Here is a 6,181-nt window from a genome sequence, read left to right as displayed (position 1 = left end):
CTGTTTTTTTGCATGATACTAATTATCTGATTACCATATAAATATACGAATTTATTCACAAAAAAACAAATTTAATCTGTTGATTTTCAAGTAATTAAACCCTTAACTTAATGACATTGCCCGCGCGAATCCCTTCGCGTGGCACTTGATTAACAAAAAAGCTTTTACTATTTTTGATAAAAAGAAAAAATGAGTAGAAATTATAAGTTTCATAATTCCGAAGGATTATATTTTGTAAGTTTTGCTGTTGTGGGTTGGCTGGATGTCTTTACAAGAAATGAATACAAAGATTTAGTTTTAGAAAGTTTAGAATTTTGTCAAAAAAACAAAGGAATGGAAATACATGCTTGGTGCATAATGACCAACCATGTTCATTTAATTTTTAGAAGTATAGAAAATCAAAAACCAGAACTTTTATTAGGCGATTTTAAAAGGTTTACAAGTAGAAGCGTTGTCAAAGCCATACAAGAAAACCCAAAAGAAAGCAGAAAAGAATTTTTGTTAGATTATTTTAAAAAAGAAGCTGAAAAAAGTTCAAATACAACTAATTTTCAATTGTTTTGGGTTTACCAAATTAGGCAATATTTTAATGAACGCAAAAACAAGTTATCAACAAGTATTTTGTAAATTACCTAAACTAAAACAAAAGCGTGACAAAATTTTCATTTTGAAAAAAATGTCACAACAAGTGTGGCAAAATTTTTGATTTGAAAAAATTGTCACAGAAAGCGTGACAAAAAAATGGTTTAAAAAAAAGTGTCACACTACATGAAAAACAAAAACAACATTAGAGCATTAACAGGAATGAGTCAAGAAAATTTGGCTTTACTGCTTCAGGTGAGTCGAAGTCAAATTGCTATGTTTGAATCTGGCAAACGCAACTTACCCATCCAAGCGATGGAAAAACTAGCTTTGTTATTAACACTTTCACAAAAAGAAAGCACTACCACCGAAACCAAAAAAGCAACTCGAACTCAAGAACAAGAATTCTTGCAAAATTGTATCGTTAAAAACAATCATCAACAACTTTTAGTAGCACGTAAGATTACTAGCTTTATAAAAAAACAAGAGCGAATAGCTGTTTTAGAAAAGATGAGCAGACTTATCATGCAAGAAGAAAAAAATTTAAAAAACTATGACCTAAGTCTTTTAAAATATAGGACTACAAAAAACCAAACACAACCTAATTTTAATACACAATTAGTTGCTCTTCAACTCAAAAAAAAGGTTTTAGAATATGAAGAGCAATTGATAAAAGAACAACTAAAAGAAACCAATTCTCTACTAACTAAAGATAAAAAAACAAAATAAAACTTTTTAAAAGAGTAAAAAAACGTAAGAAAATGTAGGTTATTATATTTTTAATTAAAGTTTAACTATTATAGTTAAAGTTGTATTAAAATACTAAATAAAAAATGATCTGGCATTGGAGTTGCTGATGTAAAAACAATAACTATAAATTTTTTTATTATGTACTCAGTAACAAATCTTACAACAATTGCCGACTGCGATGTGTTGTTAACCATGGCCAACAAAGAACAAGGAGATTTAACATTCAAAAAACTTTCCGAAGAACGTTTGGTAACCAACTACAGCACCACCTCGGTAGAGATTGATGCCGTGCTACAAGGAGTATTAGCAGAAATTAGTGCTGTTGATACTATTATAGCTGCTTTACCAGAAGGCCCAACAAAAGAAACGGAAGAAAAACGAAAAGTACGTTTAGAGTACAAAAAGTTTTTATTAGAAAACCGAAAAGAAAGCTATGGAGCTGTTGCGCTTTTAGAAAAGCAATTGGACTTAGAACGTGTTAACAAACAATTAGATGAAGTTAATGCTTTTATTGCCGCAATTACCGCCCACAAGGCCACTTTGTAAAACCAACTATAACCGTCATTAACTTGGCGGTTTTTTTATGATGTAATTTCAAACTTTTGTTATAATTTCATCAATATTTGCTAAGTCGTTTGATTATTCTATATTTTTGCATCATTAAATAACACACACAATGAAATCGCTACAAATAACTGATTTGCGCAAGCAAACAACCATAAATAAAAAGGCGATTCCATATGTTTCCGCTAAAAAATAAAATCAAAACATATGAAAGTAGCCGTAGTTGGCGCTACCGGAATGGTAGGCGAAATAATGCTTCAAGTATTAGCAGAACGTAATTTTCCTGTAACGGAGTTAATTCCAGTTGCTTCTGAAAAATCAGTAGGAAAAGAAATCGAATGGAAAGGTAACACCTACAAAGTAGTAGGTTTACAAACCGCTGTAGATATGAAACCTGAGATTGCTTTGTTTTCGGCAGGTGGAGAAACTTCTTTAGAGTGGGCTCCAAAATTTGCTGCTGTAGGAACAACCGTAATCGACAATTCTTCTGCTTGGCGAATGGATGCTACTAAGAAATTAGTAGTTCCAGAAATCAATGCATCAGTTTTAACAAAAGAAGACAAAATTATTGCTAATCCAAACTGTTCTACGATTCAAATGGTAATGGCTTTAGCACCTTTACATGCTAAATATGACATCAAACGTATTGTAGTTTCAACTTACCAATCGATTACAGGAACTGGAGTAAAAGCAGTGCGTCAGTTAGAAAATGAATATGCAGGAATTGAAGGTGAAATGGCATACAAATATCCTATTCACAGAAATGCCATTCCACAATGTGATAGTTTTGAAGCAAACGGCTACACCAAAGAAGAAATGAAATTGGTGCGCGAAACGCAAAAAATACTAAACGACAAAACCATTGCGGTTACTGCAACAGCAATTCGTATTCCAGTCGTTGGCGGACACAGTGAAGCCGTAAACATTCAGTTTGAAAATGATTTTGAGGTGAATGAAGTACGTGAAATTTTACACAACACGCCTGGTGTAACAGTTCAAGATAATTTAGAAACGTTTACTTATCCAATGCCAATTTACGCTCAAGGAAAAGACGATGTTTTTGTAGGTAGAATCCGAAGAGATGAAAGTCAACCGAACACCATTAACATGTGGATTGTTGCTGACAACTTAAGAAAAGGAGCAGCAACGAACACGATTCAAATTGCGGAATATTTGGTAGCAAAAAATCTAGTATAATTTTAGCCACAGATTACGCAGATTAACACGGATTGAATCCTTTTGAATCTTTTAATCCGTGGCAATAAGAATTCACTTTGAATTAATTTCAAAATACTTGTTTGAAAATAATCTAGAATAAATTTTTAGCCACAGATTACACAGATTAACACGAATTGAATCCTTTTGAATCTTTTAATCCGTGGCAATAAGAATTCACTTTGAATTAATTTCAAAATACTTGTTTGAAAATAATCTAGAATAAATTTTTAGCCACAGATTACATGGATTAGCACGGATTTAATCCTTTTGAATCCTTTAATCCGTGGCTAAAACAAACAACCACGAACTAGCGAATAAGTCATCAAAACCTAAAAATTCGTTAATTCGTGGTTTCTTTTTATCTCTTCTTTTAAAAAACATATCTTTGTGTTTGTGAAAAAGAAGTTACTCTATATCAATCTAGTTTTGATGCTCGCAGTATTATTTGCTGTAAGCTATCAGTCTATTCATACTTTTTCGCACGAACACCATCTTAAAACAGAATGTTGTGATGATTCGCATCATTTGACTTTTAAAACTTCTGAAAAAACGATTACCGAAAGTGAAGATTGTCCTGTTTGTGATTTCAAATTCGCGGCTTTCCTTTCACCAGAAGTATTCCACTTTGATTTTATTCCTTCGTTTTACGAAATCCCGTATCAATTCAACAGTAATGAATCTTGCATTACGTTTGAAGGGAATTCGTTTTATCTAAGAGGACCTCCTGCTTTTATTTCATAAATAATTTGACTTTGATGCTTTTCAAAGCAAATCGTTGTAGGTATTATTTCCCTACAACTTCATCTATTACATTATTTATCAAATAAAAAACAATTAAATGAAATCAATTTTCCATTTAACACTTCTACTTATAACCATTTCTGGGTTTTCCCAAAACAAAATTAGCGGATTTGTGACCGATGTTAATCAACAAAAATTATCGGGTGTAATTGTTCATGTTGAAGAAAACAACCTTGAAACAACAACTGATGAAAATGGGTATTACCAATTTTTAAATTTCCCAAAAGGAACCAATAAAATTATTTTCCATTTATCTGGATATGAAACAAAAACCGAAACGATCACCAATAACGGAACCGAAATAACATTTAATATTGTTCTATTAGAAAAAGAATTGCATTTAGAAGAGGTCATCATTTCTACTTTATACAACAAAATGCAATCGCAAAATGTGATGAAAGTGGAGCATGCTTCGGTAAAAACATTAAAAGAAAACGGAGCTACTTCGCTTATTGACGGAATTGCAACTATTCCAGGCGTTTCTCAGATTTCAACAGGAAATTCTATTGGAAAACCTGTGATTCGTGGTTTAAGTGGCAATCGAGTTTTGGTGTATTCGCAAGGCGTTCGCATGGAAAATCAACAATTTGGCGAAGAACATGGTTTAGGTTTAAACGCTGCCGGAATTGAAAGTGTGGAAGTCATCAAAGGTCCGGCTTCTTTATTATATGGTTCTGATGCTTTGGGTGGCGTTGTGTATTTTAATTCGGAGAAATATGCTTCTTTTCAAGAAAAATCGGCTGATTTTGAACAAAAATATTTTACGAATACACAAGGAACTTCAACAACTTTCGGGTTTAAAGCTTCACCATCCAACTTTAGGTTTTTGGTTAGAGGAAATTATACATCGCATGCCGATTACAAAGTACCTTCGGGAGATAAAATTATCAATACGCGTTTCATCGAGAAAGATTTTAAATCAGGAATTGGTTATTCCAACTCTAAATTTTCAACCGATTTTAGATACAATTACAACAACTTAAATTTGGGTTTACCCGAAGAAGATTTAGAAAATTCAGGTTTTAGAAATCCGCTATATCCAAAACAAGAAGTAGATAATCATGTATTGAGTTTGAACCAAAAAGTATATTTCAAAAATTCGAAATTAGAAGGTGATTTCGGTTACTCATTAAACGACAGAAAAGAATTAGAAGCACCAGATGAAATTGCGTTATCCATGAAATTGAAAACTGCGAGTTATAATGTGAAATACTTCTTTCCAAAAATGAATAGTTGGGAAAGCATCATTGGAATTCAAGGAATAGACCAAACCAATACCAATTTTGGAGAGGAATTATTGATTCCAGATGCAAATGTGAAAGATTTTGGCGCGTTTGCAACTACAAATTACAGTTGGAATTCAAATATTTTACAAGCGGGAATTCGTTATGATAACAGAAAAATCAACACTTCCACTCACGGAATTGAAGGCGAAGAAGGTTATTTTGAAGCCATTGATAAAGAATTCAACAGTTTTAATGCGTCGTTAGGCTACAAAACCGATTTATCAAGCTCCATTTCAACCCGAATTAATATTGCTTCTGGATTTAGAGCACCGAATTTATCCGAATTAACTTCAAACGGAGTTCACGAAGGAAGTAATCGTTATGAAATTGGAAACTCTGACTTAGAAAACGAGCAAAATTTTCAAGTGGATTTGAATTTGGAATACAAAAGCGAACACTTGGAATGGTTTGTAAACGGATTTTACAATCACGTAAACAATTACATTTACATTACGCCAACAGGTGCTGAAATTGACGGAAATGATGTGTTCAATTACATCCAAAACAATGCGTATTTATTTGGTGGAGAAGCCGGAATTCACTTTCATCCACATCCGTATGATTGGTTGCATTTTACCAGTAGTTTTGAAAGCGTAACAGGAAAACAAGACGACAATTACTTGCCATTAATTCCAGCAAATCAATGGAAAAACAACATTCGTATGGAATTTGAATCGTTTAAATATTTCAAAAACGCCTATCTATCCTATTTCTTCAATTATACATTCAAGCAAAATAATATTAGTGAATTCGAAACTAGAACGCCAGACTACTTGTTGATTAATTTCGCAGTTGGCGGAAAAGTAACATTGGGTAAAACAGCTTTTAATATAAATTTAAATGCAAACAATCTTTTAGATAAAACATATACGAATCACTTATCAAGATTAAAAGCAGACGGCATTAACAATATGGGTAAAAATGTAATATTGAGTTTAAACTTTGATTTATAATTAACAACTCTTTACAATTCATTTGAA

The 6,181-nt window shown here is 32.3% G+C and carries 6 protein-coding genes; all 6 read left to right on the top strand.

The window, feature by feature from the left end:
• The first annotated feature begins 189 nt into the window (after positions 1–189).
• The 6 genes from ACE3PD_RS04170 (at position 190) to ACE3PD_RS04145 (ending at position 6,154) form a co-directional block, all read left to right on the top strand.
• A complete protein-coding gene (locus tag ACE3PD_RS04170) occupies positions 190–627 on the top strand; it encodes a transposase (RefSeq protein ID WP_245598364.1) in 438 nt (145 codons plus the stop codon).
• 141 nt (positions 628–768) lie between these two features.
• On the top strand, positions 769–1,311 hold the full coding sequence (locus ACE3PD_RS04165; protein WP_374399806.1) for a helix-turn-helix transcriptional regulator: 543 nt from the start codon (positions 769–771) through the stop codon (positions 1,309–1,311).
• A gap of 159 nt (positions 1,312–1,470) precedes the next feature.
• Positions 1,471–1,878, top strand: a complete 408-nt coding sequence (locus ACE3PD_RS04160; RefSeq protein WP_026725252.1) for a hypothetical protein — start codon at positions 1,471–1,473, stop codon at positions 1,876–1,878.
• Between the two features lie 225 nt (positions 1,879–2,103).
• The gene (locus ACE3PD_RS04155; RefSeq protein WP_374399803.1) at positions 2,104–3,093 is read left to right on the top strand and encodes an aspartate-semialdehyde dehydrogenase; all 990 of its coding nucleotides are present in this window, start codon (positions 2,104–2,106) and stop codon (positions 3,091–3,093) included.
• Positions 3,094–3,543: 450 nt separating this feature from the next.
• Positions 3,544–3,855 (top strand): hypothetical protein, encoded by a 312-nt coding sequence (locus ACE3PD_RS04150; protein ID WP_374399802.1) that lies wholly within the window; start codon positions 3,544–3,546, stop codon positions 3,853–3,855.
• Positions 3,856–3,952: 97 nt separating this feature from the next.
• On the top strand, positions 3,953–6,154 hold the full coding sequence (locus ACE3PD_RS04145; protein ID WP_374399800.1) for a TonB-dependent receptor domain-containing protein: 2,202 nt from the start codon (positions 3,953–3,955) through the stop codon (positions 6,152–6,154).
• The last annotated feature ends 27 nt before the right edge of the window (positions 6,155–6,181 follow it).

Origin of the sequence: Flavobacterium sp. (assembly GCF_041911335.1) — a bacterium.
Lineage (GTDB): Bacteria > Bacteroidota > Bacteroidia > Flavobacteriales > Flavobacteriaceae > Flavobacterium.
This window is presented reverse-complemented; position numbering and strand designations above follow the sequence as displayed.